The organism is Dactylosporangium sp. NPDC049525 (assembly GCF_040676755.1).
Lineage (GTDB): Bacteria > Actinomycetota > Actinomycetes > Mycobacteriales > Micromonosporaceae > Dactylosporangium.
In genome coordinates this window covers 23,939-50,341 of the sequence record NZ_JBFAPO010000002.1, presented here as the reverse complement: position 1 = coordinate 50,341, position 26,403 = coordinate 23,939, and the positions used below count along the sequence as shown (strand labels likewise).

The window sequence follows — 26,403 nt, the reverse complement described above, 5'->3', positions numbered from 1 at the left end:
CGGTTCCATGGGGGGCTGCGCCACCCCATACCCCCCACGCTTCGCGCTTCTAACCAGTTACCAGTTCGTCTGGCGCAACACGCCGGACACGTTTAGCGTCTCGACCATGGCCGCCAAAAAAGTCCTCGCGATCGTCCTCGCCGGCGGCGAGGGCAAGCGATTGATGCCCTTGACCGCTGACCGGGCGAAGCCGGCCGTGCCCTTCGGCGGGATCTACCGCCTGATCGACTTCGTGCTGTCGAACCTGGCCAACGGCGGCTATCTGAAGATGGTCGTGCTGACGCAGTACAAGTCGCACTCCCTGGACCGGCACGTGACCAAGACGTGGCGGATGTCGACGCTGCTGGGCAACTACGTGACGCCGGTGCCGGCGCAGCAGCGGCTCGGGCCGCGCTGGTTCGCCGGGTCCGCGGACGCGATCTACCAGAGCCTGAACCTCATCAACGACGAGCGGCCCGACTACGTGATCGTGTTCGGCGCGGACCACATCTACCGGATGGACCCGGAGCAGATGATGCGCCAGCACATCGAGTCGGGGGCGGCGGTGACGGTCGCGGGGATCCGTCAGCCGCTGTCCAGCGCGGACCAGTTCGGGGTGATCGAGGTCGCCGACGACGGGCGGCAGATCTCCGCGTTCCGGGAGAAGCCCCGCGACGCCAAGGGCCTGCCGGACGCGCCGGATGAGATCTTCGCGTCGATGGGCAACTACATCTTCACCACCGCGGCGCTGATCGAGGCGGTCACCCGCGACGCGCAGGACCCGGCCAGCAAGCACGACATGGGCGGGAACATCATTCCGTACTTCGTGGACAAGCATGAGGCGGCGGTCTACGACTTCAGCAACAACATCGTGCCGGGCAGCTCCGAGCGCGACAAGGGCTACTGGCGCGACGTCGGGACGCTCGACTCGTTCTACGAGGCCAACATGGACCTCATCGCGGTCCAGCCGGTGTTCAACCTGTACAACTTCGAGTGGCCGATCTACACGGGCAACAGCCCGTGGCCGCCGGCGAAGTTCGTGCACGGCTGGGGCGAGCGGGTCGGCCGGGCGGTCGGCTCGATGATCTCCCCCGGCGCGGTGATCTCCGGTGCCCTGGTGGAGAACTCGGTGGTGTCCCCGAACGTCAAGGTCCACTCGTGGGCGCACGTGGAGGGTTCGGTGCTGATGGAGGGCGTCGACATCGGGCGGCACGCCGTGGTGCGCAACGCCATCCTCGACAAGAACGTGATCGTGCCGGAGGGCGCCGAGATCGGCGTCGACCTGGAGAAGGACAGGACCCGCTACACGGTCTCCGACGGCGGGATCGTGGTCATCGGCAAGGGTCAACGTATCGAACCGTAGGAAGACGACGCTAACGCTGCCAACCCCGCGCGGATTCGATACGGTGAGGATCATGGGTACCCCGACGCCCGAAGCTACCGACACCGCGCCTGCCGCGGTGCCGGCCATCCCGAGAACCGACACCGAGACCGCGCTTGCCAGCGAGGACCCGGTGGAGGTCGCCGACACGCCCGCCGGCACCTGGCAGCCGGCCGCCGGTCCGAGTGCCGGTGCGAGCGCCGCCGCGAACATCCTGGTCGAGGACCGGTTCCCGATCGAGCAGGTCACCCCGCAGGTCGAGGGTGGCCGGTTCCCGGCGAAGGCCGTCGTCGGTGAGCTGGTCCCGGTGACCGCCGTCGCCTACCGCGAGGGTCACTCGATGATGGGCTGCAACGTGGTCCTCATCTCCCCCGAAGGCAAAGAGGGCCCGTTCAGCCGGATGGGCCCGGGTGCCGCCGGCACCGACCGCTGGCACGGCACGGTGCGGCCCGACGCGGTCGGCGCGTGGACGTTCGCCGTCGAGGCGTTCTCCGACCCGTATCTGACCTGGCACGACGCGGTGACGAAGAAGGTCGGCGCCGGGCAGGGCCTGCAGGAGCTCAAGAACGACCTGGCCGAGGGCGCGGCGCTGCTCAACCAGGCGGCGACCGGCGTCCCGGCCGCCGAACGGGGCCGGGTCACCGGTGCGGCGCTGGCCCTGGCGGACGCGTCGATCCCGCTGTTCGCCCGGATCTCCCCCGCGCTCGGCCTGACCGACGTGCTGTGGCGGTATCCGGTGCGCCAGCACGTGACCCGGTCGCAGGAGCTGCCGATCTGGTGCGACCGGCAGCGGGCGCTGTTCTCCGCGTGGTACGAGTTCTTCCCCCGTTCCGAGGGGGCGGTCGTCGACGAGCACGGCAAGCCGGTGAAGCACGGCACGTTCGCGACCGCGACGCCGCGGCTGCAGCAGGTTGCCGACCTCGGTTTCGACGTGGTGTACCTGCCGCCGATCCACCCGATCGGCCGGGTGAACCGTAAGGGTCCGAACAACTCCCTGGTCGCCGGGCCGCAGGACGTCGGCTCGCCGTGGGCGATCGGCGCGGCCGAGGGCGGCCATGACGCGATCCACCCGGACCTGGGGACCCTGGAGGACTTCCGGGCGTTCGTCGCCGCCGCGCACGACGCCGGCGTGGAGATCGCCATGGACCTGGCGCTGCAGTGCGCGCCGGACCACCCGTGGGTCACCGAGCACCCCGAGTGGTTCACCACCCGGGCCGACGGTTCGATCGCCTACGCGGAGAACCCGCCGAAGAAGTACCAGGACATCTACCCGCTGAACTTCGACAACGACCCCCGCGGCATCCGCGACGAGGTGCTGCGGGTCGTGCTGCACTGGGTCGAGAACGGCGTGAAGATCTTCCGGGTCGACAACCCGCACACCAAACCGGTCGGGTTCTGGCACTGGATCATCAACGAGGTCAAATCCGTCGAGCCGGACGTGCTGTTCCTGGCGGAGGCGTTCACCCGGCCCGCGATGATGCACGGCCTCGGCAAGCACGGCTTCACGCAGTCCTACACGTACTTCACGTGGCGGGTGCAGGCGTGGGAGCTGCGGGAGTACGTGCAGGAGCTGATCGTGGCCGCGGACTACATGCGGCCCAACTTCTGGCCCAACACGCCGGACATCCTGCCGGAGCACCTGCAGCACGGCGGCCCGCCGATGTTCAAGATCCGGGCGGTGCTGGCGAGCATGCTGAGCCCGTCCTGGGGCATGTACGCGGGTTTCGAGCTGTTCGAGCACCTGCACCGGCCGGGCTCCGAGGAGTACCTCGACAACGAGAAGTACCAGTTGCGCCCCCGCGACTGGGCCGCGGCCGAGGCCGCCGGGGAGTCCCTGGCGCCGTACCTGAAGAAGCTCAACCATGTGCGGCGGGACAACCCGGCGCTGCACTGGCTGCGCAACACGGTCTTCCACGGCATCGACAACGCGCAGGTGCTGTGTTTCTCGAAGCGGGACCCGGACAGCGACAACACCGTCCTGGTCGTGGTGTCGCTGGATTCGCAGAGCGTGCAGTGGGGTAACACCACGCTGGACATGCCCGCGCTCGGTTTCGACTGGCACGAGCGGTTCACGGTGCGCGACGAGCTCACCGGCGCGACCTTCGACTGGGGACAGCACAACGCGATCCGGCTCGACCCCCTCTACGAGCCGGCGCACGTGCTCACGGTGCACCGTCACCGGTAACAAGCAAAGTAGGTGGCAGCATGACGGATCCGGTCGAAGGCACCCACGTCACGGACGGCACGGTCGAGCATCCGTCCGCGAGTGACTTCGGTCAGGCGCGGCTCGTGCCGACCGACACCACCTGGTATCAACGCGCGGTGTTCTACGAGGCCCTCGTCCGGGCGTTCTCCGACTCCAACGCCGACGGTTCCGGGGACCTGCAGGGGCTGATCAACCAGCTGGACTACCTGCAGTGGCTCGGCGTCGACTGCATCTGGCTGCCGCCGTTCTACGACTCGCCGCTGCGCGACGGCGGCTACGACATCCGCGACTTCTACAAGGTGCTGCCGGACTTCGGCACCGTCGACGACTTCGTGGCGCTGCTGGACGCCGCGCACAAGCGGGGCATCCGGGTCATCACCGACCTGGTCATGAACCACACCTCGGACTCGCACCTGTGGTTCCAGGAGTCGCGGCGCGACCCGTCCGGGCCCTACGGCGACTACTACGTGTGGAGCGACGACAACGCCGCCTACTCCGACGCGCGGATCATCTTCGTGGACACCGAGGAGTCGAACTGGACGTTCGACCCGGTGCGCCGGCAGTTCTACTGGCACCGGTTCTTCCACCACCAGCCGGACCTCAACTACGAGAACCCCGAGGTCCAGCGGGAGATGCTGGACGTGCTGCGGTTCTGGCTCGGGCTGGGCATCGACGGGTTCCGGCTCGACGCGGTGCCGTACCTGTTCGAGGATGAGGGCACCAACTGCGAGAACCTGCCGGCGACGCACGAGTTCCTGCGCCGCTGCCGCAAGGTGGTCGACGACGAGTTCCCCGGCCGGGTCCTGCTCGCCGAGGCCAACCAGTGGCCGGCCGACGTGGTGCAGTACTTCGGTGACGGCGACGAGTGCCACATGGCGTTCCACTTCCCGCTGATGCCGCGAATCTTCATGGCGGTCCGCCGCGAGTCGCGCTTCCCGATCTCGGAGATCCTGGCGCACACGCCGGAGATCCCGGCGAACTGCCAGTGGGGCATCTTCCTGCGCAACCACGACGAGCTGACCCTGGAGATGGTCACCGACGAGGAACGCGACTACATGTACGCGGAGTACGCCAAGGACCCGCGGATGCGCGCGAACGTCGGCATCCGGCGGCGCCTGGCGCCGCTGCTGGAGAACGACCGCAACCAGATCGAGCTGTTCACCGCGCTGCTGCTGTCGCTGCCGGGTTCGCCGGTGCTGTACTACGGCGACGAGATCGGCATGGGCGACAACATCTGGCTCGGCGACCGCGACGGGGTGCGCACCCCGATGCAGTGGACCCCCGACCGCAACGCCGGTTTTTCCCAGGCGAACCCGGGCAGGCTGTACCTGCCGGCGATCCAGGATCACGTGTACGGCTACCAGTCGGTCAACGTCGAGGCGCAGAAGGAGAGCTCGACGTCGCTGCTGAACTGGACCCGCACGATGCTCGCGGTCCGCCGCCGGCACGAGGCGTTCGCGGTCGGCACGTTCCGCGAGCTCGGCGGCTCCAACCCGTCGGTGCTGGCCTATGTGCGGGTCCACGGCGAGGACGTCGTACTGTGCGTCAACAACCTTTCGCGGTTCCCGCAGCCGATCGAGCTCAACCTGCAGCAGTGGTCCGGATACACCCCGATCGAGCTCACCGGTCACGTCCAGTTCCCGAACATCGGCCAACTGCCCTATCTGCTCACCCTGCCAGGCCACGGCTTCTACTGGTTTCAGCTGTGCGGCCCGGCTGAGCAGAGCTGAGGAGATTCGTATCCCATGACTGCCCTGCCGTTCACCGACTGGCTGCCGCATCAGCGGTGGTACGCGGGCCGTAACCGCACCCTGACCGACGTCCGGCCGGCAGCCGTCACGCCGCTGCCCGACCAGGTCGACCACGTGCTGCTCGACGCGCACTACGAGGACGGCGGCACCGAGCGTTACCAGGTGTTCGTCGGCTGGGACCTCAACGTGATCAGCGAGCTGCAGGCGGCGGCGCTGATCGGCGCCGACGGCGACCGCACCGGCTCCGACGCGCTCTACGACGAGCAGTCCGCGCAGCGCCTGCTCGGGCTGATCGACACCGGCGCGACCGTCGACGGCATCCGGTTCGTGCCGGAGCCGGGCGTGGCGCTACCGGTGCAGGCGCCGGCCCGGGTCGTGGACGCCGAACAGAGCAACACCAGCGTCGTGTTCGACAGCGCCGCGATCCTCAAGGTCTTCCGCCGGGTCACCCCCGGCATCAACCCGGATCTGGAGCTCAACCGGGTCCTCGCCCGCGCCGGTTGCCCCAACGTGGCCCGGCTCCTCGGCGCCGTGGAGAGCAACGACCCCGACGGCGCCCCGGTCACCCTGGCGATGGTCACCGAATACGCGCAGAACTCCGCGGAGGGCTGGGCGATGGCCGCGACCAGCGCCCGGGACCTGTTCGCCGAGCACGACCTGAACCCGGAGGAGGTCGGCGGCGACTTCGCCGGCGAGTCGTGGCGGCTCGGCGAGGCGGTCGCGCACGTGCACCGCACCCTCGCCGTGGAGCTCGGCACGTCGAGCGCGCCGGCGCCGGCCGGGGCGATGCTGGCCCGGCTGGACGCCGCGGTGCAGGCGGTGCCGCAGCTGGCCCAGTTCGTGCCCGGTGCGCAGGCGATGTTCCGCAACGCCGGCGACGAGCCGATCAAGGTGCAGCGCATCCACGGCGACCTGCACCTGGGTCAGGTGCTGCGCACCCCTGAGTCGTGGCTGCTGATCGACTTCGAGGGTGAGCCAGGGGTACCGGTGGAGGAACGCCGCCGCCCCGACTCGGTGCTGCGCGACGTCGCGGGGATGCTGCGCTCCTACGAGTACGCGGCCTACCAGTTGCTGGTCGGCGAGGAGGACGACGAGGCCCTCGCGAAGCGGGCCCGGCAGTGGGTCGACCGTAACCGGACCGCCTTCTGCGACGGTTATGCTGCCGCCGCCGGCTACGACCCCCGCGAGGACCAGGCGTTGCTGTGCGCCTACGAGCTGGACAAAGCGGTCTACGAGACCGCCTACGAGTCCCGGCACCGGCCGACCTGGCTGCGGATCCCCCTGCAGTCCATCGAACGGCTGGTCAAAGGCTCTTTGACGGAACCCAGGTGACGGAGCTTATGAATCTCGACGACCTCATCGCCGGCCGGTCCCACGACCCGCACGGCGTCCTCGGCGCCCATCCCAAGGGTGGGGCTGACACCGGCACGACCGTCATCCGGGCGCTGCGCCGCGGGGCGGGCACCGTCACGGTCGTCGCCGACGACGAGCGCCACCCGATGCGCCAGGTGCACGCCGACGGTGTCTTCGAGGCCGAGCTGCCGGGCGTCGTCACCGACTACCGCATCGACGCCGACGGGGTGGTGACCGACGACCCGTACCGGCACCTGCCGACCGTCGGCGAGCTCGACCTGCACCTCATCCAGGAGGGCCGGCACGAGCGGCTGTGGACGGTCCTCGGCGCGCAGACCCGCCCCGGCGGGGTCGCGTTCGCGGTGTGGGCGCCGAACGCCCGCGGGGTCCGGGTCGTCGGCGACTTCACCGGCTGGGACGTGCACGGCGGCTGGCCGATGCGTTCCCTCGGTGGCAGCGGCGTGTGGGAGATCTTCGTGCCGGGCGCGCAGGCGGGCCAGCGGTACAAGTTCCGCCTGCTGACCCCCGACGACGGCTGGGTCGAGAAGGCCGATCCCCTCGCCCAGCACACCGAGGTCCCGCCGGCGACCGCGTCCGTGGTGTACCGCTCCGGCTACGACTGGAAGGACGCCGACTGGCTCACCCAGCGCGCCGAGCGCCGCACCCACGAGGCGCCGATCAGCGTCTACGAGGTCCACCTCGGCTCCTGGCGCCCCGGGTTGTCCTATGTGGAGCTCGCGGACCAGCTGACCGAGTACGTCAGCGACCTCGGCTTCACCCACGTCGAGTTCATGCCGGTCATGGAGCACCCGTTCGGCGGTTCCTGGGGTTACCAGGTCACCGGCTACTACGCGCCGACGGCGCGCTTCGGCAGCCCCGACGAGTTCCGGTACCTGGTGGACCGCCTGCACCAGGCCAACATCGGCGTCATCCTCGATTGGGTCCCGGCGCACTTCCCGAAGGACTCCTGGGCCCTCGCCCGCTTCGACGGCACGCCGCTGTATGAGCACGGCGACTGGCGGCGCGGCGAGCACCCCGACTGGGGCACGCTCATCTTCGACTTCGGCCGCTCCGAGGTCCGCAACTTCCTCGTCGCCAACGCCCTCTACTGGTGCGAGGAGTTCCACGCCGACGCGCTGCGCGTGGACGCCGTCGCCTCGATGCTCTACCTCGACTACTCCCGCGAGCACGGGGAGTGGGCGCCGAACCAGTACGGCGGCCGGGAGAACCTCGACGCGATCTCCTTCCTGCAGGAGGCGAACGCGACCGTCTACAAGCACCACCCCGGCATCATGATGATCGCCGAGGAGTCCACGGCGTGGCTGGGTGTCACCCGCCCCACCGACTCCGGCGGCCTGGGCTTCGGCTTCAAGTGGAACATGGGCTGGATGCACGACACCCTGACCTATGTCGCCAAGGACCCGGTGTACCGGCAGTATCACCACAACCAGATGACGTTCGCCACGGTGTACGCGTGGAGCGAGAACTACCTGCTGCCGATCAGCCACGACGAGGTCGTGCACGGCAAGGGCTCCCTCGTCGGCAAGATGCCCGGCGACCTGTGGAAGAAGCTCGCCAACGCCCGCGCGCTGCTGGCGTACATGTGGTCCTTCCCCGGCAAGCAGCTGCTGTTCATGGGCTGCGAGCTCGGCGACGAGCAGGAGTGGAGCGAGGAACGCGGCCTGGACTGGGGCCTGCTGCACGACCCGCAGCGCGCCGGACTGCAGCGTCTGGTCCGCGACCTCAACGGCGTCTACAACCGGACCCCGGCGCTGTGGAGCCAGGACATCACCCCCGACGGGTTCCGCTGGATCAACAACGAGGACTCCGGCGGCAACGTCTTCTCCTACCTGCGCTGGGGCACCGACGGCTCCGCGGTCGCGGTCATCGTCAACTTCGCCGCCCACCCGCACGAGGGGTACCGCGTCGGCCTGCCGTTCACGGGCCGCTGGGCGGAGATCCTCAACACCGACGCCGACGTCTACGGCGGCTCGGGCGTGGGCAACATGGGCGCCGTCGAGGCGTCCGCCGTGCCGTGGAACGGGCTGCCCGCCTCCGCCGAGCTCCGCGTCCCGCCGCTCGGCGCCCTCTGGCTCAAACTCGGCTGACCCGCACCTGCCCGGGGCGCTGACCCGCCCCGGGCACGCATCCGCCCCGGGATCCCGGCCGGGGGCATCGTCGCGACGGTTGCGGCGCGGGCCGGCGAAGCGGCCGGACGTCACGCGGGCCGCGACGACGGCGAAAACGAGTCGCCGGCGCCGGCACGGCCGGACAGAATCGGTCGGTGTGAGCGCGACGCTGCGGGACCTTGCCCGCGACACGATGCAGATCCTGCACGCCGGCGGCTACCGCACACCCGGCGGCGGCAGCGTCGACCTGACCGACGCGATCCGCGCCGCGGTCGCCGGCACCCAGCTGCACCAGCCCGGGCAACCATTGCCGGCGCGACCGCCGACCGGCCCGCCACCCACCGTTTCGGTGACCGGGGAGAGCACCCTGGCCGCCACCCGCCGGCTCGCCGCCGACGGTGACGGTGACGTGGCCGCGCTCGTCTTCGCCTCGGCGAAACACCCGGGCGGCGGCTTCCGCACCGGCGCCCAGGCGCAGGAAGAGGGCCTGGCCCGCACGTCGGCGCTGTACAGCTGCCTCACCGCCGTGCCGCAGTTCTACACGTTCCACCGGTCCCGCAGCGACAATCTCTACAGCGACCGGGTGATCTACTCACCCCGGGTCCCGGTGTTCCGTGACGACGACGGCCGGCTCCTCGCAACGCCGTACCCGGTGTCGTTCCTGACCGCGGCCGCGCCCAACCGCGGTGCCGTGCCCGCCGGTCGCGCCGGCCAGGTCGCGGCCGCCCTCGCCGGCCGGGCGCTGCGGGTGCTGGCCGTGGCGGCCGCCCACGGTCATCGTCGCCTCGTGCTCGGCGCCTGGGGCTGCGGCGTCTTCCGCAACGACCCGAACATCGTGGCCGGCGCGTTCGCCGACGCCCTCGAGCACAGCGCCGGATGCTTCGACGACGTGGTGTTCGCGGTGCTGGATCACGCGAAGGGCGCCCCGGTGCGCACCGCGTTCACCAACCGCTTCCCGCCGCTGGAGACGGCCGGCGACATGATCGGCGGGGCCGAGGCCCGCTGAGGTCCGCCGTACGCTCGGCGGATGGACCGCCGACCGTTGCAGAACCGCGTCCTGCCCACCGGGGAGATCGTCGCCGACACCGCCCGCGGGACGCTCATGGGCAACCGGGGCTGCCTGCACGGCGCCGGCCGTGCGCTCGGCGCCGCCAGGTGGCGGTCCAAGCTCTGGATCTGCTGCACGCTGACCTGGAAGGACGTCCGCCGCGACCCGATGCCGCCGGGCCGCTGGACGGCGTTGTTCTTCCTCGACGAGGCGACCGCGCTCGCCGCCGGGCACCGGCCGTGCGCATACTGCCGGCGGGCCAGTTTCCTCGCCTACGCGGAGGCGTGGCGCAGCGCGGACGGCCTCGCCCGGCGGCCGTGGGCGCGGGAGATGGACGCGCGCCTGCACGACGAGCGGGTCGAGCCGCGAACCCGCCGGCAGCTCACCCGCCAGGCCCGGTGCGCCGACCTGCCCACCGGCGCGATGGTCCGGCACCACGACACCGTCGGGCTCGTCGCGCGGCGATGGTTCCTGCCGTGGACCAGCCTCGGGTACGGCGCGCCGCAGCCGCTGCCGGACCGGGTCGAGCTGCTCACTCCCCCGGCGTCGGTGGCGGCGTTGCGTGCCGGCTACCGCGCCGCGCTGCACCCGAGCGCCGAGGTTCCGTGATCCCGGCCGCCGTGGTCAGGGCTGGGCGGCGTAGAGGGCGTCGAAGACGGGCAGCGGGTTCAGGGTGGTGTACGAGCGGGCCCGGTCACCCGCGATGAGCGCCGAGCACGTCGGGTCGACGACGACCGCCAGGGGCTGCCGCTCCGGGAGCGTGAACACCAGGCTCAGCTGGACCGGCATGGTGATCGGCAGGCAGGCCTGGTCGGCCGGCACCGGCGGCAGCGCGTTGAGGATCGCGGTGAAGCGGTCGACGCCGACGGTGAGCACCTTCGGCGCCGCGACCCCGGTGGCCGTCGGCGACCCGAACCGCGGGCGGGTCGTGGCCAGGGGCGTCTCGCACCTGGTCACGGTGGTCGCGCCCGGCGGGACCAGCGGGCCGCCGGCGTCCGTCGGGGTGCCGCCGGCGACCCTGAGCCGGATCTCCGCGCAGTTCACGGTCGTCCACACCGCACCCGACGCGTACGGTGACACGCCGGCGGACGGGGTCGCCATCGACGGCGACGCGGCCACGGTGCCGGACACCGACCCGGACACTGACCCGGACGGGAACATGGACGCGGACGGGTCGACCGGCCGTGCCCGGGCGGGGTGCCCGGGTGCCGGTGGCGCGGCCATCGGGGCCACCTGAGCCATCGGGGCCACCTGAGCCGCCGGGGCCACCTGAGCCGCCGGGGCCACCTGAGCCGCCGACGGCGCCGGCGCGGCACCGTGCGCACCGGCCAGCATCGCCGTACCCACGACCACCGGCGTCACCACCGCCGCGGTGAGCACCGCAACGGCCCTCGTGCGGGCGGCGTGGGCGGCCATGTCTCCAAGGCTAGGCGGGCGTACCGTCGCCGGTGGCGGGTTGCCAGGGCTGCACCCAGGGGGTCGCCGGCCAGCCTTCCACGGCGGCCATCAGCGGCCAGCAGGTGGCGCCGTCGACGGACTCGCGGACGATGTCGGCGTGCCCGGCGTGGCGGGCGGTCTCCTCGATGAGGTGCAGCAGGACCCAGCGCACCGACCAGGCGTCGACGTCGTCGGGGAACCACGGGACGCCCTTCGGCACGGGCACGGCGTAGCCCATGTCGGCGATCCCGGCGACCGCCGCGGCGGTCTCCTCGGCGGCCTTGGTGTAGTCGGCGAGCACGTCGGCCAGGGTCTCGTCCTCGCGGAGGCGGAAGCCGTCGGCGTAGTCGACCGGCGGGCCGGGCTCCCGCACCATGATCGCGACCCAGCTGCGCTCCATCTGGGCGAGGTGCTTGACGAGGCCGCCGACGCTCAGGGTGCTGGCGCTCGGGGCCAGCCGGGCCTGCTCGTCGGTGAGGCCGTAGGCGGCGTTGCGCACCCCCTGGCGTTGCTGGTCGAGGAAGGCGAGCAGACCTTCGCGCTCGTCGGCGACAGGTGGCACATTGCCCGGCATGGCGGGACCCCTCTCAGCACGGGTGAAACAGGAACAGTCCCATCATGCCGAGGGATTGCGGTCAGGTGTTGTCCGCAACCACGGAAGGGGTCGGCGGCAGCGGCAGCGGCAGGCCGGGCAGCCCGTCGATGCTGACCGCGACGTGCTCCTTCTTCGCGAAGTACTCGCCGAGCGACGCGTCGTCCTCCCGGGCGAAGCGCTTGGCGTGCAGGTCGCGGTCGGCGTCGTAGGTCATGAACGGCACCGCGTAGCCGCACGTGTCGCGGATCAGCTCGGCGTGCACCACGATGATCGCGCGCAGCCCGTGCTGGGTCGTGTCGATGGCGGGGAAATGCGCCACCAGCGCCGGCCAGCGCGGGTCGTCGCGGAACACCGGCTCGCCGCGCCCGTGCACCCGCACGATGTTGGGCGGCCCGTCGAACGCGCACCACATGAGCGTGATCCGCCCGTTCTCCCGCAGGTGCGCGACGGTCTCGGCGTTGCTGCCGGCGAAGTCGAGGTATGCCACGGTCAGCTCGTCCAGGACCGCGAACGACCCGGTGAGCCCCTTCGGCGACAGGTTGATCGTGCCGTCGCCGGACAGCGGCGCGGTCGCGGTGAAGAAGATGTGCTGCGCCTCGATGAACGTGCGCAGCCGGCCGTCGATGCGTTCGTATTCCTTGCCCATGCGCCTCATCGTCCCGCCGCGGGACCGCTCCCGCGTATGACGGGCGTTACAGCGGCAGCAGCGCCGGTGCCGCGGTGCTCTCCCGGACCACGAGTCGGGTGGCGAGCTCGATGCGGGTCGACTCGATCCGCTCCCCGGCGATGATGCGCAGCAGCGTGCGGGCCGCGGCGACGCCCATCTCGTGCAGCGGCTGGCGGACCGTGGTCAGCGGCGGCGCCGTCCACTCGGCGAAGTTGAGGTCGTCGAAGCCGACGACGCTGACGTCGTGCGGGACGCTGCGCCCGGCCTGCCGCAGCGCCTCGTAGACGCCGGTGGCCTGCTGGTCGCTGCCGGCGAAGACGGCGGTCGGCGGATCGGCCAGCGCCAGGAACCCCGCCATCGCCCGCAGGCCGCCGTCGTGATGAAAGTTTCCATACCGCACCAGGTGCCGGTCGGCGACGATCCCGGCGGATTCGAGCGCGGCCCGGTAGCCGGCGATCCGGGCGCGGGTGCACTGCAGCTGCTCCGGCCCGCCGATCGCGCCGATGCGCCGGTGCCCGAGCCCGACGAGGTGCTCGGTCGCGGCGTAACCGCCGGCGAAGTTGGTCGCGCCGATCGACGGCACGTCCGGCGGCGGCTGGCTGACCCCGTCGACGACGACGAACGGCATGCTGCGGCGGGACAGTTCGGCCCGCTGGTGCTCGGTGAGCTCGGACAGCACCAGGATCGCGCCCTGTGACCCGCGGGCCAGGAGCGACTCCAGCCACCGGCGCGTCAGGCTCTCCCGGTTGTGTACGGCGGAGACCACCAGTCCCAGGCCTGCGGCCTCGACGACCTCCTCGACCCCGGTCAGGATCGACAGGCCCCAGACGCTGTCCAGCTCGTTGATGACCAGGTCGACGAGGTCGCTGCGGCGGCCGGGGCGGCGGGAGGCGTGCGGCCGCTGGTAGCCGCGGTCGGCGAGGAGCTGCTCGATGTGCTTGCGGGTGGCGACGGAGACGTCGGTGTGCCCGTTGAGCACTTTCGACACGGTCGAGATCGCCACGTTCGCCTCACGGGCGATCTCCGCCATGGTCGGGCGTTTCGTCACCATGCCGCCCCTCAGCTCTCTAGCCGCGGTGTTTCGAAACACCCGCCGCACCGTTGGTCTGATCGGGACCGTACACCTCCCCACCCCACACTCGAAATACCCCCGAAACTTTCGAAACGTCAGCGGGTCGCCTCCGCGCTCAGGCCGGCGCCTTCCATGGCCATGTAGCGGCGGACCAGACCCGAGTAGAACAGCAGCGCCGGCCGGGCGAGGGGGCCGGCGAAGGACAGCGTCAGCTCGGCGGTGCAGGTGCCGTCGCCGGCGTCGACGGCCCAGTGCCCGGCGACGTTGCGGATGCCCGGGGACCGCGACGTCCACTCGAAGCCGGTCGGGCCGACCTTCGTCACGGTCCACGTCGACGGGCGCAGCTTCGGCTGCCGCACCACGACGGTCTCGCCGACGGTCAGCGGGCCCGTCCCGCTGCGCTCCACTGTGGACACCGACGCCGTCCACTGTGGCCAGCGGGCCACGTCGCACATGATGCGGCCGACCACGTCGGCCGGGGCGCCGACGGGCACCCGCTCGGAGAACTCGATCGCCATGCCCGACACCCTAATCCTGTCCGGGACAGGACAGCCCGGCGCTCGAACCGGTCCGGGACAGGCGCCGTAATTCCACGCGACAACCTGTCCAGTGAAAGAGAGGGACTGATGAGCGTCCTCGTCGTAGGCGCCGGCCCCGCCGGCTTGACCACCGCCGTCACCATCGCCCGCTACGGGGTGCCGGTGCTGCTCGTGGAGCGCCGGCCCGACACCACCAGCCTGCCGCGCGCCACCGCGGTCAGCACCCGCACCATGGAGCTGTTCCGCTCGTGGGGCATCGAGGAGCGGGTCCGCGCCGCCGGGCCCGACGTCACCTGGCAGGCCCGCGTCGCCCGCAACCTGACCGCGCCCGACGGCGTCGTGGCCGACATCGGCTTCCCCACCCGGGAACAGGCCCTCGCGGTCAGCCCGACCTGGCCCGCGTGCGTGCCGCAGGACGCCCTGGAGGAGGTCCTGCTCGAGCACCTGCGCGGTTTCCCGAACGTGCGGATCCATCAGGCGACCGAGGTCACCGACCTGTACGACGGACCGGACGACACCGTCCTGGCCCGGCTGCGGGACCGGCGCACCGACGTCACCCGCACCGTCGCCGCCGACTACTTCGTCGGGGCCGACGGGCCGCGCAGCGTGGTGCGGGACGCGGCCGGCATCGGCACCGAGGGGCCCGGCGTGCTCGCCGACTACTCCTCCACGATGTTCCACGCGCCGCTGTGGGACCGCCTCGGCGCGCGCCGCCACGGCATCTACACCCTCACCGACCCGGCCGTGTCCGGCGTGCTGCTGCCGGCCGGCGGCGACCGCTGGGTCTACGGCCGGGAGACCGACGGCCGCGACGGCACCGTGGACCTGCTGCGGGCCGCGACCGGCGTGGCCGATCTGCGGCCGCGGATCACCCGCGAGGCCCGGTTCACCTTCACGGTGCGCATGGCCCAGCGGTACCGCACCGGCCGGCTCTTCGTGGCGGGCGACGCGGCGCACCAGATCACCCCGCGCGGCGGTACCGGCATGAACACCGCCATCCACGACGGGCACGACCTGGGCTGGAAGCTGGCGTGGGTGCTGCTCGGCTGGGCCGGTCCGGAACTGCTGGACACCTACGAGGCCGAGCGGCGCCCCGTCGGCCTGCGCAACGCCGAACGCTCCGCGCGGCCCGACGGCAGCTTCCGCGCCGCCGCCGGTGAACTGCGCAACGACCTCGGCGGCCGGATCGCACACGGCTGGCTGGACCGCGACGGCACCCGGGTCTCGACCCTGGACCTGCTCGGCCCCGGCGGCACGCTGCTGGTCGGGCCGCGCCGCGCGGTGCACACCAGCCCGCTGCCCGGCACGGCGCCGCTGGCCGTGCACCGCCTCGACGCGGCCACGGCCGACCTGCTCGGCGTGGAGCCGGCCGGCGCGCTGCTGCTGCACCCCGACGGCCGGCCCGCGGCCGCGCGGGGGCTACTTCTCCAACAGGCCGGCGCCGGGGACCTTCGGCGCTAGCGGCGGGCAGTGCGTGTGGGTGGCGGCGGCCAGGCCGCCACACTGCGCCGGCAGCCCGACGAGCAGGTTGTGGTCGTAGATCAGCAGCGCCCACCGGCCGAAGTCGTGCCGCTCGACCGGCGCGCCGAACTGCGCGACCGCGCCCTCGACCGTGCCGTACCGGGCGTGCTTCAGGTCGACGACCAGGAACCGCGCGTCGTGCTTGGCCGCGTCGTACCAGTCGGCGTCGGACTCCCACCGGAACGAGCGGACGTCCGGCCCGATGACCGGCGCCACGTGCGTGCGCCCGCCGCTGGCGACGGTGATGTTGTTGGAGCCCCAGTAGCTGCCGAGCCCGTAGCGCAGGTCGTGCGCGACGAGATACTCCGCGACCGCGGACGCCTCCGGCGGCTCCGCCTCCGCGGACACCGCCTGCGCCCCGAACGCCACGACGAGCACCACGGCCGCGGCCGCCATGACCCGCTTGGCGGCCGGGCCGGCGGCGAGGAGCCGCTCGCCCCACAGCCGCCCGGCCAGCGCCGCGCCGAACGGCAGCACGGTCACGATCTGCCGGGCGCTGCCCATGTCGCCGGCCTGCGTGGAGGCGACGAACGCGGCCAGGTTGATCAGGATCGCGGTGGTCATCACCTCGGCGACCCGGTCGCCGCCGCCGTTGCCGTTGCCGGGTCGGAAGAACCGCACCGCGGTGGTGCCGACGGCCGCCACCGCGAGCAGCAGCAGGGTCAGGTTCACCAGCCCGGCGGTGAGCGCCAGGGGCCCGTCCAGCGTCGGCAGGTAGGCCCCGTAGTTGTGCGCGGTCGCCGTCGCCGCCGTCACCACGTGGTCACCGAGCTGTGACACAGGGCTGAACTGGGCCACCGGTGAGTGCACCGAGAACCCGCCGCCCCACCAGATCAGCGCGAGCAGCCCGTGCGCGAGCGCCATCGAGCCGACCGCGGCCACCAGCAGGTGCGCGTCGGCGCCGCGCCACGTACGGCCCTTCACCAGCCGCGCGGCGCTGACCAGCGTCAACGGCACCGCGCCGACGAACATCGCGAGGGGGTCCGCGACCTGGGCGAGCGCGAGGACCACGAGGACACCGACGGGCCACCAGCGCCGCAGCGGCGTGCCGCCCCGGCGGTCCACGATCAGCCACGCGAGCAGCAGCGGCACCGCCGTGCCGGTGTGGTCCGGCGCGTACAGCACGATCGCCCACCCGCCGTGCGGCTGCGGCACCAGCAGGGTCGCCACGACCACCGCCACCCGCGCCCACGCCGCCCGCCCGGTGGCGTCACCCTTCGCGACCAGCGCCGCGAACACGATCAGCAGCAGGTACGTCGTCGCCGACGCCACGTGCACCACGTCCTGGTCGAGACCGTAGAAGATCTCGATCAGCGCATACTGCACCAGCTCCGTCGGGAAGAACGACACGTCGCTGAGCGTCCAGCCGCGCAGCAGCACGTCGCCGTGCAGCATGTCCCACGCCTGCAGCGCGTTCGCCGCCGCGTCGCTGTTCGTCGGGGTCGCCCGCGCCATGCGCAGGTAGCCCAGCAGCAGCACCGCCACCCCGGCCAGGACGGCCCCGACGGTGGCGAACCTGACCTTGCGTTTCCCTGGTGCCTGTGGTGTACCGACACCGCCGGCTCGGACACGTTGACGCGGAATTGTGGGCAGGGTCGCCCGCTGGACGGGCCCCGTCACCCCGCCGAGAGTTGGGCTCACACAGCCTCCGACGCTTTCCCCCCGCCGCGTGGTTGGCGGCACCCAGTGAACGTGATCTACCTGTGATCCCGTCCGCGGGCAATTGTCCGCCACCTCCGCCACCCGCGCCGCCCCCTTCCCCCTGATGTGTCGCACCCCTCTCCCACATCGAAAAATTCCTCGGGCTCAGGTGTCGATCGGCGGCGGTCCTTTTCGTAGCCCTAATGAGAGCCCGGCACGCAGCCGGCCCGGACACCCCCAGGAGGGCACGATGACCACCACCGTCACCACCACCCGCGGCACCGCCTCGACCCTCGGCGTGCTGGCCGGGACCGGCGTCGCCGCCGCGGTCACCGCGAGCGCGGCCACCATGGCCGTCGCCGCCGCCGGCCACGCCGCGGGGATCAGCCTCGACGTGAGCGGCGCCCCGATCCCGGTCACCGGGTTCGGCACGCTGACGGCGGTGTTCTCGCTGATCGGCGTGGTCATCGCGGCGGCGCTGGCCCGCTTCGCCCGGCGCCCGCGGCGCACGTTCGTCCGCACGACGGTGGCGCTGACCGTACTGTCGCTGGTGCCGGACGTGCTCGTCGACGCCGCGCCCGCCACCAAGGCGCTGCTGATGCTCACGCACCTGGTCGCGGCCGCGATCGTCATTCCCGTCGTCGCGCGCCGTCTGGCCGCCTGACCTGGCCTTTTCCAGCCACCATCACACTGCCGGAGGACCACGATGAAGCTGTACCTGTTGTCCGTGCACACCGTCGAGGGCGAACCCGCCATGTCCGACGAGGACATGCAGATCATGTTCCGCGAGACCGACAAGGTCAGCGGCGAACTGCAGGCCGCCGGCGCCTGGGTCTTCGCCGGCGGCCTCCTGCCACCCGACAAGTCCACCGTCGTGCGGATCGACCACGGCACCGCCACCACGACCGACGGTCCCTTCGCCGAGACGAAGGAGCACATCGCCGGGTTCTGGGTCATCAGGTGCGCGGACCTGGCCCAGGCCCACGCGTGGGCCGAGAAATGCGCGGCCGCCTGCATGGGCCCGGTCGAGGTGCGCCCCTTCGACGAACTGACCAACGCCTGAGATCAGGGAGATCATCATGACCGCCACCTACACCTTCGACGTCTTCACCAGCCTCGACGGCTTCGGCGCCGCCGGCGGCGACTGGACCGGCTACTGGGGCAAGCAAGGCCCCGAGCTGCTCGAGCACCGCCTCGCCCTGTACGCCGACGAGCAGCGGATGGTCTTCGGGGCCAACACGTACCGGGCGTTCTCGCAGATGCTGGCCGAGAGCACCGAGGAGTCCGAGGTCCGCGACCCGTGGGTCACCCGGATGATCAGCCTGCCGGCCACGATCGTGTCGACCACCCTCGAAGCACCACTGGACTGGCTGGACGCGACCGTCGCCCACGGCGACGCCGTCGACGTCGTCGCCCGCCTCAAGCAGGAGTCCGACGTGCCGCTGCGCTCGCACGGCAGCCTGTCGATGAACCGCGCGCTGATGGCCGCCGGCCTGGTCGACCGCGTCCAGGTGACCCTCTTCCCCGTGATCACCGGCCAGACCGGCGCCAGCCCGATCTTCCAGGGCGCGGCCGACTTCGACCTCGAGCTGCTGGAGACCCGGACCCTCGACGGCCGCATCCAGGAGTTCGTCTACCGGCCCACCCTGCACGGCTGAGCCTGCTTCACAGGCCGACGGTCCTCAGGTGACGCAGGCGAGCCGGCAGCGGCGGCACCCGCAACGCACCTGCGCAGGCGTCGAGCTGCCTGCGCAGGTCGCCGCCCCAGAACGTCCAGGTCCAGCCGGGCCACCCCGGCGACAGGTCGATGAGCGCGCCGCCGAGCCGGGCCATGCACCACAGCCCGCCGGCGCGCGCGGCCTGGTCGAGATGCAGCCCCCACCGGGGCAGCTCGGGCCGCTCCAGGTGGGCGAACCCGGGCGGCAGCGCCTCGACCTGCGCGGCGGTGGTCCAGGCGATCGTGGTCTGATCGTCCGAGGCCAGGTACAGCTCCACCGTGCCGTCGGGGCGCCGGATGCTCAGCACGCCCTCATACCAGTGCTCGGACCGGTCCGGGTCGACCTCGCCCGGCCCGTGGAACGGCGCCGGCAGGCCCTGTTCGCCGGCCTGGTCCGGCACCCGCTGGTCACGCAGCGGCCCGCGGTCCTGACCGAGGTACGCCGCGACGTCGAGCACCCCGTCGAACGCCCACCGCACGTGCCAGCCCGGCCACGCCTCGACCAGCCCGGCGAGCCCGTCGACGAACGTGACGTAGTCGTCGGTCTCCTCGAAGGCGAGCAGCACCCGCCGGTCGTGATCGATCAGGGCGGCGCCCTCGCAGTAGACGTCGGTCATGAGCTCGTCGACCGGTGTGACACCGCTCCACCGCAGCGCCTCGACGCTGTCCGGCGGCAGCGGTTCGGGCGGCTCGGCCGGCCGCAGCGCCGCGGTCGCCGCCGCAGGACCGGCGAGCAGGTCGGCGACGATGCTCGTGGCCCCCCACCGCGACCAGCCCAGCACCGTCTCGCCCTGCGCTATGACGACGTAATTGGCCCTGTTCCCCATGAGCGTCCATCCTGCCGCCGGGCCCGCCCGTCGCCGAACGGATTTTCCGGTGCCCAGCCGGATGTGCGGAGGCGGGCCGAGGTTCGCTTCAGTGCACGCCGGGCGGACCGGCGGTCGTGTACACGACGCGGTAGGCGGCGCGGCGGAACTCCGAGTACGGCCGCCAGCTCCCGGGCAGTGAGCGGTTATTCGGCCCAGGATCGGATGCACCCGTCGATGAAGTCCACCCGCTCCTCGACGGTACCGACGGGCACGTCGACCAGTTCGAAGCCATGATCCCGGTACGCCTGCTCGTGGAACCGCTCGAACGTGACGGACTGCGCGAGGGTGATCCGGCGTACCGCTGTCGGCGTGATGAACCCGAGCAGGTGCGTGAAGAACACCCGGGGCTGATAGATCCCCTCCGCCGCGACGCGGTCAACCTCCTCCGCCAGCGTCGGTGTCGCCGGCAGGCCGAGGTAGCGGGCGAGCGCGAGGGTACAGATCGGCGACCGGTCGAAGACCTGGACCGTGGTCGCCGGCGGCGCGGGCTGCTCCTGACGCTCCCGCTGCAGGAGCGTGATCGCGTCGATGAACCCCGGCTCGCTCCACGCCTCGTCGCTGCCCAGCGCCTGCAGGCGGACGTTGACGTCGGTCGCCGCCTCGTCGACCACGGCGTACCCCCGCTCCCGCAGCGCCGCCACGATCGTCGTCTTACCGGCCCCCGGCGCACCGGTGATGATGTATCGCCGCACGATGGCAACTCCTCCTGGACATGGCGCCGAACCGCCGCACCCGACGGGCCGGCGAACACAGTGATGGGGATGGCCGCAGTCATTCGACAGGTCGGCGAGGAGACCGGCAATCCGGTCAGCTACAAGCCGCTGCGACGCAGATGCGATCCGGTGCCAATCCATGCGGCCGAGCCGCACACCGAGACGCGCCACCATCATAAGGCACTCACGCCCGCCGGGCGCTGCGGCTCACCTGGGGCGGCGCGGCCGCCTCCGCCTTCGGAGGACGTCGCTACCCGGTTACGTGGAGGTTCGGTGTGGCATTGCGGGATGGGATGGCGGCCGGTCCAGGTGGAGGCGGATCATCGCGGCATGCAGTCGGTGGCGAAGCGCACGGTGTGGGCCGTTGCGCTGCTGGCCTCGACGGTGCTGGCGGGTTGCGGCCTCAGCGGTCCCGGCCAGCAGGTGGCCGGTGTGCGTTCGCCGGCGCGGATCGGGTCGCCGGTGTGGCGTGCGGACGGCACGATGTTCTATCTGCGATCCGAAGGATACGACGAGCCGACGACGCTGCGGCGTCGCGCGCCGGACGGGCGGGAGCGCGAGGTCGACGTGCGGCCCGGCTGCGACGAAGAGCGGTACGGCCTTCATCCGACCGTGTCGGGGGTCGGGTTCCTGCGGTACTGCCTGGCCGATGGCGGCATGAAGGACACCACGCTGGTCACGGTGGATGCCTCGTCGAACGCCGCGACCGAGGTCGTGACGATCCCTCTGCCACCGTACGACGTGGACGGCGTCGCCTGGCTCGACGACGGCGTCGCGGTGCTGGGCCGCGGGTACCAGTGTCGGCTGCTTGGTGCGATCGCGTCCGGTGCGCGCAGCGTCGGCCCGGAGATCGTACGGATCGACGGCAGCGATGTCGGGATCGCCGGACCGTTCGACCTGCCGAACCACGCGTCGTGCCTGCCGTATCCGGTGGTGAGCGCTCCGGTTCGCGGTTCCGGTCCAGCACTGTTCTACCTCGTCGTGGAGACCGCCCAGGACGTGCTGCACGTGGCGGCGGTGGCCAGGGACCACACCGTGGCGCCGATCACCCCGCAGTTCCATAGAATCTCCGGGTACGACGCGTCGACCGACGCGGTGGTGGTCGCCGGAACTCGGGGCGACGATCGTGGACTCTGGTACGTGAACCGTCGCAGCGGCGACACCTGCCAGCTCGCCGGCGGCACCTGGTCCGGCGCCGCCCTGTCGCCGAGCGGTGACCGTGTCGCGGCGGTCTATCAGGATGGCGGATCGTCGATCCGGACTCTCGCGCTGCACTGTTGAGCGGCGTCCGTTCGACAACCTCGGGATCCTGCCTGCTCGGTCAGAGGAGCATGCGGGCGATGGCGGCGAGGCCGACCACGACGATCAGCGTGCGCATCACCACGGGGGGCAGGCGGCGGCCGAAGTGGGCGCCGGCGATGCCGCCGAGGGTTGCGCCGGTGGCGATCAATGCGACGACCTTCCAGTCGACGGACTCGGCGGAGAACAGCAGGAAGGTGACCGCGGCCACCGCGTTCACGGCTGTGGTCAGCAGGTTCTTCAGGCCCGTGATGGACTGGATGTCCTCGGACGTCAGCACGCTCATCAGGCCGACGAGCAGGACCCCCTGGGCGGCGCCGAAGTAGCCGCCGTAGATGCCGAGCACGGAGACGCCGGCGACGACGGCCGCGAGCCGGGGGCCGGTCAGTGTGGCGAGGCGGCCGTGGCCGGCGGTGGTGTCGCGGCCTCGTGCGATGTGCCGTTGCAGGGCCGGGCCCCACACGACCATGGCCAGGCCGAGCGCGATCAGCCCGGGGACGATCAGCTGGAATGCCGTGGCCGGCAGGACCAGCAGCAGGATCGCGCCGGTGATGCCGCCGAGCAATGACGCGGGCAGCAGGCGGCGCAGGACGGCGGCGCGGCCGCGCAGCTCACGCCGGTAGCCGAAGGTGCCGGTGAGGCCGCCGCCGACCAGGCCGATGTTGTTGGAGACGTTCGCGACCAGCGGCGGGTAGCCGAACAGCAGCAACGTTGGAAAGGTCACCAGGGTGCCGGAACCGACCACCACGTTGATCATTCCGGCCCAGAACCCGGCCGCCAGAATTGCTGTCGCTTCCACCACGCCTTCGATGATCATCCCTCCGGCCCGGGGTGCCCAGGGTCTGCCGGGGAGATCACGCCATCCCGCAAGCCGTCGCGGTAGGCCAGTGCCGCGCGCAGCTGCTCGTCGTCCAGCCGGCGGGCCGCCCACGCAAGGTCGATCAGGTCGGCCGGCCACGGGTAGGTCAGGTCCCATGGGAGTTCGGCGACCTCGAGGCCGAGCAGGGCCGCCAGCTCGCCGACCGGGATTCCGATCGTGCGGGCGAACGCGTTGACGCACTGGTCGTCCAGCGGCAGCCGGCCCGCGCAGGCCAGCGCATACGTCTCGGTCGCCATGGACGTGCCGCCGCCGATCTCCACCAGCAACACCGCGTTGATCCGGACGTTGCGGTTGCTCAGCAGCCGCCGCAGGATCGTGCCGGGCGTCGCCTCGCACCGGTCGGGCGGAAACGGCCGGGTGCGCACCGTCGGGCCGGCCGGCAGTTCGTCGACGAACCGGCGCAGCCGGGCACGCGCCTGGGCGCTCATGGTGTGGACGGCCCAGATCAGCAGGTTGCCGACCTCCCAGGGCCCGTTCAGCTGGGCCGGGGCCAGGTCATCCGGCACGGCGCGGGCCGCGAACAGGAACAGGTCGGCGGCGTGCAGGCCCAGCGCGGGCGCGAGGCGGCGCAGTAGGGCGTCGTCCGGCTCGCCGCCGGCAAGGACCGCGTCGAGCCGCCCAGCGGGCACCCCAGCGGCCCCGGCGAGGCCGGCCGCGGGCGTGCCACGGTAGTCCAGCAACCGGGCGAGGCGCGTCCCAAACACCCCGCCACCGTAGACAGGCGGCGAGGTTGCGGGGCGGTGCGGGGCTCCGGGATATTCGACGGATGGGTGGGCGCGACGATCTGGCGGGGTTGCTCGACGAGCAGGCCGGGTTCTACCGGGCGGTTGCCGCCGAGTACGACGACCACGCGCTGGCGTTGCCCGGTGGTGGTGAGGTGGTCGCGGCGCTGGAGGCGTTCCGGCCGGCGGGGCGGGTGCTTGAGCTGGCCTGCGGGCCGGGCACGTGGACCGGGCAGTTGCTGCGGCATGCCACCGACGTGACGGCCGTGGACGCCTCGGCGGAGATGCTCGGCATCGCTGAGGGGCGGGTGGGCCGGGAGCGGGTCCGGTTCGTGCTGGCTGACCTGTTCGAGTGGCGGCCGGACGGTCGCTACGACGTGGTGTTCTTCGGGTTCTGGTTGTCGCACGTCCCGCCGGAGCGGTTCGCGGCGTTCTGGTCGCTGGTGGCCGACTGCTTGCGGCCGGACGGTCGGGTGTTCTTCGCCGACGACGGGTATCGCACGGTCGAGGAGCTCATCGAGGGCGAGGACTCGCCGGTCGTGCAGCGCCGGCTCACCGACGGGACGGCCTACCGGATCGTCAAGGTCCCGTATCAGCCCGAGGACCTCGAGCGGCGGCTGGACCGGATGGGCTGGCAGATCAAGGTGCATGCCACGGCGGGGCCGTTCTACTGGGGAGCGGGTAACCACGCCCCAGGAGAACGGCCCCTGCGGTGACGGTGCCTACCAGGCGATCGACTGCTCCCACATCCTGACGTAGGCCTCGGCGCCGGCCAGGAGTTGCTGGCGCAGCAGCGGGCCGTCGCCGCCGGCCCGTTGGATGAGGTCGGTGGTCCAGTCGGCGAAGAGGCCGTATTGCGCGGCGCCGTCGGTGTTCACGTCGAACGTGCGGGATCCGAAGACCTGCCTGCTCACCGTGGTGCCGTTCGGCGCGGTGAACGGGTAGAGCAGCGGATGTGCCGCGGCGTCCGGGCGTGGGTTGGCCTGGTCGCCGAGGCCGTTGACGTCGGTGCCGTAGCCGTAGCCGGCGATGGTGCTGCCGTGCGGCGCGGCGCGGTTGGCGCGCCACTCGCTGAGGAACTCCGGCACCGAGTTCGCGTACGTGGCCACGAAGCCGCCCAGTGCCAGCACCCGGTCGATCATGGTCGGGTCGGACCAGCTGTGCACCGAGGTCACGCCCGGGTAGTGGGCCGCTTCGGCCAGGTCCAGCACGGCCTGCGCGGTCTTCACGCTCATGTGGTCGACGTGGATGATCATGCCACGGTTCATCATGGCCTGGATGAGGTAGCGGCCGAGGGCGGTGAGTCCGCGGGTGTTGCAGATCTTGCCGCTGGGGTAGACCGGGAGGACCGCGCCGGGCGGCAGGCCCACGACGCCGAAGCTCAGCAGCTTGACGAGGTCGTCGCTGACCAGCGGCTGCTCGTTGTCGGACGGGCCGGTGCAACTCGTTGCCGTCCACCAGTGGCCGGTGGACAGCAGGTTGCCCAGGTTGACGAACGCGCCGCTGACGCCGGCGTCGAACCGGGTGCCGCCGAAGGCGTTGTCGAACTTGTGGATCGGGTAGAGGCCGGAGACGCCGAGTGACTGCAGCTCGGTGAGGCCGGCGTCGATCTGGGCCGTGGTGCACTGCGGGACGTCGTTGACCTCGCGGCAGCCGAAGATCTCCGAGTTCTCCACGCCGACCGTCACCGCCAGTTTGCCCTGCGCGGCGATGCTGCGCACCTGCGCCGGGGTGGTGGCGATGCGGAACCAGCCCTTGCCGGCGCCGCCGTTCTGCGCGTCGATGTAGTCCTGCATCGAGTACAGGTACCGGGACTGGACCCGGATCTGGTCCATCTCGTCGCAGGACGTGTCACGGTAGGGGAACAGCTCGCAGATGGACCGGTTCGCGACGAGCAGCGCGTTGAGCACCCGCTGCCCGGCCCGCCAGGACCGTTCGATGCCCCGGTAGTAGGACTGCTCGTGCAGCAGGGAGTTGTGCTGCGGCCAGTCGCCGAACGTCGGCCAGCCGTCCTCCGGCGAGTTGACCGGGTCGGTGCCGCCGACGATCGCCTCGAACAGCGCGCCGACGTTCAGGCTGCGGTGCGTGTCGCAGCCGGCCAGCGCCACCTGCACGCCGCCGGACGCCCACGCCTCGCCGCAGTGCATCTGACCGCCGAACGCGGCAGCGGCGGTGATGTGAGCGTGGGCGTCGATGGTACCGACGAGCCTTCCGCCACTGTCGACGCCCGGCGCGGCGGTGCCGGTGACGCCCGGATCGATGTCCAGTGGGGTGGCACATCCGGTCGCGGTGGCGAGGGCGACGGTGTAGGACGCGCCGGCGGCGCCGAGGCTCCACAGGAAGGAGCCCAGGACCTGGCCGGTGGCCGTCGCGGTGAACCGGTACCGGTCGCCGGCCCGGGTCACCGTGAAGTCGGCCCGGTCGCCGTAGGAGTCCCCGGCAAGGACGAACCCGACGACGCTCTGGTACGCCGGTTTGCCGTCGGAGCCGATGAGCTCGTAGCGGCCGAGCTGGGTGGCCTCCAGCCGGAACGACGTGGCGCCGGAGGCGGCGGCGGTGAAGCCGTAGCCGGCTCCGCTGCGCACCACATAGCCGACGGAGCTGGAGCCGTTGTAGACGCGCAGTGAGGCACAGGTGCCGTCCAGCGCGTCCGGGTTGGCGGTGATCGCGGCGGCCGAGGCCGCGGGTGCGGCGGCGACGGTGGCCGCGACGATAGGGAGCAGGACGCCCAGCGTGAGGGCGATCCGGCGGGACGGGTGGCGCAGCGACAGGGACATGATGGCGGTGCCCCTTCAAGCGTGCCGGAACGCACGATCCCGGCGGGCCGGTGAAGTCAGATCAGCGTCTGACACACGTCGATGCCTGTCAACAGGAAGCGAGAAAG

Annotated in this window: 24 protein-coding genes; 13 read left to right on the top strand and 11 right to left on the bottom strand. The window is 71.7% G+C overall.

Going from position 1 to position 26,403, the window contains the following annotated elements:
• Positions 1 to 106: 106 nt before the first annotated feature.
• The 7 genes from glgC to AB0K00_RS04480 all read left to right on the top strand — a co-directional run bounded on the left by glgC (position 107) and on the right by AB0K00_RS04480 (position 10,456).
• Positions 107 to 1,342 carry a glucose-1-phosphate adenylyltransferase gene (glgC, locus tag AB0K00_RS04510; protein ID WP_363515223.1) on the top strand — a complete coding sequence of 412 codons (1,236 nt, stop codon included), beginning with the start codon at positions 107 to 109 and terminating at the stop codon, positions 1,340 to 1,342.
• A 52-nt stretch (positions 1,343 to 1,394) separates the two neighbouring features.
• Positions 1,395 to 3,545 carry a maltotransferase domain-containing protein gene (locus tag AB0K00_RS04505; protein ID WP_363515220.1) on the top strand — a complete coding sequence of 717 codons (2,151 nt, stop codon included), beginning with the start codon at positions 1,395 to 1,397 and terminating at the stop codon, positions 3,543 to 3,545.
• Positions 3,546 to 3,565: 20 nt separating this feature from the next.
• Complete coding sequence (gene treS, locus AB0K00_RS04500; RefSeq protein WP_363515217.1) at positions 3,566 to 5,296, top strand: maltose alpha-D-glucosyltransferase; 1,731 nt, start codon at positions 3,566 to 3,568, stop codon at positions 5,294 to 5,296.
• Positions 5,297 to 5,311: 15 nt separating this feature from the next.
• Positions 5,312 to 6,649, top strand: a complete 1,338-nt coding sequence (locus AB0K00_RS04495; RefSeq protein WP_363515214.1) for a maltokinase — start codon at positions 5,312 to 5,314, stop codon at positions 6,647 to 6,649.
• A gap of 8 nt (positions 6,650 to 6,657) precedes the next feature.
• Positions 6,658 to 8,778, top strand: a complete 2,121-nt coding sequence (gene glgB / locus AB0K00_RS04490) for a 1,4-alpha-glucan branching protein GlgB (protein ID WP_363516416.1) — start codon at positions 6,658 to 6,660, stop codon at positions 8,776 to 8,778.
• A 178-nt stretch (positions 8,779 to 8,956) separates the two neighbouring features.
• The gene (locus AB0K00_RS04485; protein ID WP_363515211.1) at positions 8,957 to 9,805 is read left to right on the top strand and encodes a TIGR02452 family protein; all 849 of its coding nucleotides are present in this window, start codon (positions 8,957 to 8,959) and stop codon (positions 9,803 to 9,805) included.
• A gap of 21 nt (positions 9,806 to 9,826) precedes the next feature.
• Positions 9,827 to 10,456, top strand: coding sequence for a hypothetical protein (locus tag AB0K00_RS04480; protein WP_363515208.1), 630 nt, complete (start codon positions 9,827 to 9,829; stop codon positions 10,454 to 10,456).
• 15 nt (positions 10,457 to 10,471) lie between these two features.
• Here the strand turns inward: AB0K00_RS04480 and AB0K00_RS04475 are convergent, their stop codons facing one another.
• The 5 genes from AB0K00_RS04475 to AB0K00_RS04455 form a co-directional block, all read right to left on the bottom strand.
• Entirely contained in the window at positions 10,472 to 11,263 is a 792-nt protein-coding gene (locus AB0K00_RS04475) for a hypothetical protein (protein WP_363515205.1), read from the bottom strand.
• 10 nt (positions 11,264 to 11,273) lie between these two features.
• Positions 11,274 to 11,858: a DinB family protein gene (locus tag AB0K00_RS04470; RefSeq protein WP_363515202.1), complete on the bottom strand. Its 585-nt coding sequence runs from the start codon at positions 11,856 to 11,858 to the stop codon at positions 11,274 to 11,276.
• A gap of 61 nt (positions 11,859 to 11,919) precedes the next feature.
• Complete coding sequence (locus tag AB0K00_RS04465) at positions 11,920 to 12,525, bottom strand: pyridoxamine 5'-phosphate oxidase family protein (RefSeq protein WP_363515199.1); 606 nt, start codon at positions 12,523 to 12,525, stop codon at positions 11,920 to 11,922.
• Between the two features lie 46 nt (positions 12,526 to 12,571).
• A complete protein-coding gene (locus AB0K00_RS04460; RefSeq protein ID WP_363515196.1) occupies positions 12,572 to 13,597 on the bottom strand; it encodes a LacI family DNA-binding transcriptional regulator in 1,026 nt (341 codons plus the stop codon).
• 116 nt (positions 13,598 to 13,713) lie between these two features.
• Positions 13,714 to 14,136 carry an SRPBCC family protein gene (locus tag AB0K00_RS04455; RefSeq protein ID WP_363515193.1) on the bottom strand — a complete coding sequence of 141 codons (423 nt, stop codon included), beginning with the start codon at positions 14,134 to 14,136 and terminating at the stop codon, positions 13,714 to 13,716.
• A 108-nt stretch (positions 14,137 to 14,244) separates the two neighbouring features.
• On the opposite strand from AB0K00_RS04455, the gene AB0K00_RS04450 reads away from it, so the two are divergent.
• Complete coding sequence (locus AB0K00_RS04450) at positions 14,245 to 15,618, top strand: FAD-dependent monooxygenase (protein WP_363515191.1); 1,374 nt, start codon at positions 14,245 to 14,247, stop codon at positions 15,616 to 15,618.
• Here AB0K00_RS04450 and AB0K00_RS04445 read toward each other — a convergent pair.
• Positions 15,577 to 17,319, bottom strand: a complete 1,743-nt coding sequence (locus AB0K00_RS04445) for a hypothetical protein (protein WP_363515188.1) — start codon at positions 17,317 to 17,319, stop codon at positions 15,577 to 15,579. The two genes, AB0K00_RS04450 and AB0K00_RS04445, sit on opposite strands and share 42 nt — an antisense overlap.
• A gap of 250 nt (positions 17,320 to 17,569) precedes the next feature.
• On the opposite strand from AB0K00_RS04445, the gene AB0K00_RS04440 reads away from it, so the two are divergent.
• From AB0K00_RS04440 to AB0K00_RS04430, 3 genes are read left to right on the top strand one after another with little or no spacing between them, the layout of a single operon-like run.
• Positions 17,570 to 17,983: a DUF6069 family protein gene (locus tag AB0K00_RS04440; RefSeq protein WP_363515186.1), complete on the top strand. Its 414-nt coding sequence runs from the start codon at positions 17,570 to 17,572 to the stop codon at positions 17,981 to 17,983.
• Between the two features lie 42 nt (positions 17,984 to 18,025).
• Positions 18,026 to 18,382 (top strand): YciI family protein, encoded by a 357-nt coding sequence (locus tag AB0K00_RS04435; protein WP_363515183.1) that lies wholly within the window; start codon positions 18,026 to 18,028, stop codon positions 18,380 to 18,382.
• Between the two features lie 16 nt (positions 18,383 to 18,398).
• Positions 18,399 to 18,977: a dihydrofolate reductase family protein gene (locus AB0K00_RS04430; protein ID WP_363515181.1), complete on the top strand. Its 579-nt coding sequence runs from the start codon at positions 18,399 to 18,401 to the stop codon at positions 18,975 to 18,977.
• Positions 18,978 to 18,984: 7 nt separating this feature from the next.
• Here the strand turns inward: AB0K00_RS04430 and AB0K00_RS04425 are convergent, their stop codons facing one another.
• Both AB0K00_RS04425 and AB0K00_RS04420 read right to left on the bottom strand, forming a co-directional pair.
• Positions 18,985 to 19,863 (bottom strand): hypothetical protein, encoded by an 879-nt coding sequence (locus AB0K00_RS04425; protein WP_363515178.1) that lies wholly within the window; start codon positions 19,861 to 19,863, stop codon positions 18,985 to 18,987.
• Between the two features lie 185 nt (positions 19,864 to 20,048).
• Positions 20,049 to 20,597: an AAA family ATPase gene (locus AB0K00_RS04420; RefSeq protein ID WP_363515175.1), complete on the bottom strand. Its 549-nt coding sequence runs from the start codon at positions 20,595 to 20,597 to the stop codon at positions 20,049 to 20,051.
• A gap of 69 nt (positions 20,598 to 20,666) precedes the next feature.
• Between AB0K00_RS04420 and AB0K00_RS04415 the strand changes: the two genes are divergently transcribed.
• On the top strand, positions 20,667 to 21,899 hold the full coding sequence (locus AB0K00_RS04415) for a hypothetical protein (RefSeq protein ID WP_363515172.1): 1,233 nt from the start codon (positions 20,667 to 20,669) through the stop codon (positions 21,897 to 21,899).
• A 40-nt stretch (positions 21,900 to 21,939) separates the two neighbouring features.
• Here AB0K00_RS04415 and AB0K00_RS04410 read toward each other — a convergent pair whose 3' ends face one another.
• Complete coding sequence (locus AB0K00_RS04410; RefSeq protein WP_363515169.1) at positions 21,940 to 22,719, bottom strand: sulfite exporter TauE/SafE family protein; 780 nt, start codon at positions 22,717 to 22,719, stop codon at positions 21,940 to 21,942.
• 11 nt (positions 22,720 to 22,730) lie between these two features.
• The gene (locus tag AB0K00_RS04405) at positions 22,731 to 23,501 is read right to left on the bottom strand and encodes a hypothetical protein (protein ID WP_363515166.1); all 771 of its coding nucleotides are present in this window, start codon (positions 23,499 to 23,501) and stop codon (positions 22,731 to 22,733) included.
• Between the two features lie 62 nt (positions 23,502 to 23,563).
• Between AB0K00_RS04405 and AB0K00_RS04400 the strand changes: the two genes are divergently transcribed.
• A complete protein-coding gene (locus tag AB0K00_RS04400; RefSeq protein ID WP_363515163.1) occupies positions 23,564 to 24,235 on the top strand; it encodes a class I SAM-dependent methyltransferase in 672 nt (223 codons plus the stop codon).
• Between the two features lie 6 nt (positions 24,236 to 24,241).
• Here AB0K00_RS04400 and AB0K00_RS04395 read toward each other — a convergent pair whose 3' ends face one another.
• Positions 24,242 to 26,296 carry a hypothetical protein gene (locus AB0K00_RS04395; RefSeq protein ID WP_363515160.1) on the bottom strand — a complete coding sequence of 685 codons (2,055 nt, stop codon included), beginning with the start codon at positions 26,294 to 26,296 and terminating at the stop codon, positions 24,242 to 24,244.
• Positions 26,297 to 26,403 lie beyond the last annotated feature (107 nt).

Bases quoted from the DNA above. Each gene is read 5' to 3' on its own strand.
- glgC (WP_363515223.1), top strand. From the start codon at position 107: ATGGCCGCCAAAAAAGTCCTCGCGATCGTCCTCGCCGGCGGCGAGGGC.
- AB0K00_RS04505 (WP_363515220.1), top strand. From the start codon at position 1,395: ATGGGTACCCCGACGCCCGAAGCTACCGACACCGCGCCTGCCGCGGTG.
- treS (WP_363515217.1), top strand. From the start codon at position 3,566: ATGACGGATCCGGTCGAAGGCACCCACGTCACGGACGGCACGGTCGAG.
- AB0K00_RS04495 (WP_363515214.1), top strand. From the start codon at position 5,312: ATGACTGCCCTGCCGTTCACCGACTGGCTGCCGCATCAGCGGTGGTAC.
- glgB (WP_363516416.1), top strand. From the start codon at position 6,658: ATGAATCTCGACGACCTCATCGCCGGCCGGTCCCACGACCCGCACGGC.
- AB0K00_RS04480 (WP_363515208.1), top strand. From the start codon at position 9,827: ATGGACCGCCGACCGTTGCAGAACCGCGTCCTGCCCACCGGGGAGATC.
- AB0K00_RS04475 (WP_363515205.1), bottom strand. From the start codon at position 11,263: ATGGCCGCCCACGCCGCCCGCACGAGGGCCGTTGCGGTGCTCACCGCG.
- AB0K00_RS04470 (WP_363515202.1), bottom strand. From the start codon at position 11,858: ATGCCGGGCAATGTGCCACCTGTCGCCGACGAGCGCGAAGGTCTGCTC.
- AB0K00_RS04465 (WP_363515199.1), bottom strand. From the start codon at position 12,525: ATGGGCAAGGAATACGAACGCATCGACGGCCGGCTGCGCACGTTCATC.
- AB0K00_RS04460 (WP_363515196.1), bottom strand. From the start codon at position 13,597: ATGGTGACGAAACGCCCGACCATGGCGGAGATCGCCCGTGAGGCGAAC.
- AB0K00_RS04455 (WP_363515193.1), bottom strand. From the start codon at position 14,136: ATGGCGATCGAGTTCTCCGAGCGGGTGCCCGTCGGCGCCCCGGCCGAC.
- AB0K00_RS04450 (WP_363515191.1), top strand. From the start codon at position 14,245: ATGAGCGTCCTCGTCGTAGGCGCCGGCCCCGCCGGCTTGACCACCGCC.
- AB0K00_RS04440 (WP_363515186.1), top strand. From the start codon at position 17,570: ATGACCACCACCGTCACCACCACCCGCGGCACCGCCTCGACCCTCGGC.
- AB0K00_RS04435 (WP_363515183.1), top strand. From the start codon at position 18,026: ATGAAGCTGTACCTGTTGTCCGTGCACACCGTCGAGGGCGAACCCGCC.
- AB0K00_RS04430 (WP_363515181.1), top strand. From the start codon at position 18,399: ATGACCGCCACCTACACCTTCGACGTCTTCACCAGCCTCGACGGCTTC.
- AB0K00_RS04425 (WP_363515178.1), bottom strand. From the start codon at position 19,863: ATGGGGAACAGGGCCAATTACGTCGTCATAGCGCAGGGCGAGACGGTG.
- AB0K00_RS04415 (WP_363515172.1), top strand. From the start codon at position 20,667: ATGGCCGCAGTCATTCGACAGGTCGGCGAGGAGACCGGCAATCCGGTC.
- AB0K00_RS04400 (WP_363515163.1), top strand. From the start codon at position 23,564: ATGGGTGGGCGCGACGATCTGGCGGGGTTGCTCGACGAGCAGGCCGGG.
- AB0K00_RS04395 (WP_363515160.1), bottom strand. From the start codon at position 26,296: ATGTCCCTGTCGCTGCGCCACCCGTCCCGCCGGATCGCCCTCACGCTG.